Source organism: Autumnicola lenta, assembly GCF_031846515.1.
Taxonomy (GTDB): Bacteria; Bacteroidota; Bacteroidia; order Flavobacteriales; family Flavobacteriaceae; genus Autumnicola; species Autumnicola lenta.
On sequence record NZ_JAVRHO010000070.1, the window covers coordinates 1 to 856 of the forward strand.

Sequence of the window (856 nt, forward strand, 5' to 3'; positions counted from 1 at the left end):
GAGACGTTGTACACAATGCTATGAAAAAACTTATACTTCAAACATTAATTTTGACAATAATAATTGGATGTTCTCCAAAAATTAAGTCAATAACAGAATATGAAAAAAAAGATGATAAACTGGCAAAAAATAGAGTTGCGGATTTTGATAAAAAGGGGAATAAAATTCTGTCAAGAAATTTTGGAAATCAAAGGAGCAATAGGATTGTCCGAACAGAATTTTTGAATGGTAAGAAGTTCAAAGAAACTGACTGCGATTACTTCGCAGAACAAGATACTTGTGTGGTTAGACAATTTTCAGTTTATGAATATAAACCAGATGAGAATTTAAAAATACAAACGATGTATGAATCTGATTCTGCTGTAAGGTTTATAAGGAAATATTATAAGGAGGGAAATGTAGAAGTTATTAAAACCAACACCTGGGAAATGTTTCCGACTAAAGATCCGAATCCAGAAAAAGCGATGAAACTTACGGATTCTGTGTATTATGATTCCAAAGGTAGAGAAGTAAAGCGTCTTCACTATAACGAAAGCTTCAAAAAGCCGTGGATAGAAAAATATACCTATTCGGACAACGGTTACACTAAAGAAATAATAGGAACCCAAATGGACACTATAAGATTCTATAATTATTCAGAACTCGACAAATTGGCTAAGAAAAAAGGAATTGATTTTGAATTTAGGGACACTACAGATTACAAATACAAGATTGATTATTACTAAAGCACAGTGTACAACAACATATAAAAACAATGCTTAAACCTGTCTCAAATCGAGGCTCCGTGCTCGCCAGCTCAGCGGATTGTCCTGCGGACAATCACGCTCGCCCGCGCACAGTTTTTATACGAGACGTT

The 856-nt window shown here is 34.1% G+C and carries 1 protein-coding gene; it reads left to right on the forward strand.

Annotated elements, in window-relative coordinates:
• The coding region (locus tag RM545_RS17460; RefSeq protein ID WP_311496567.1) for a hypothetical protein at nt 1-725 on the forward strand (725 nt) is incomplete at its 5' end.
• Nucleotides 726-856: the final 131 nt, after the last annotated feature.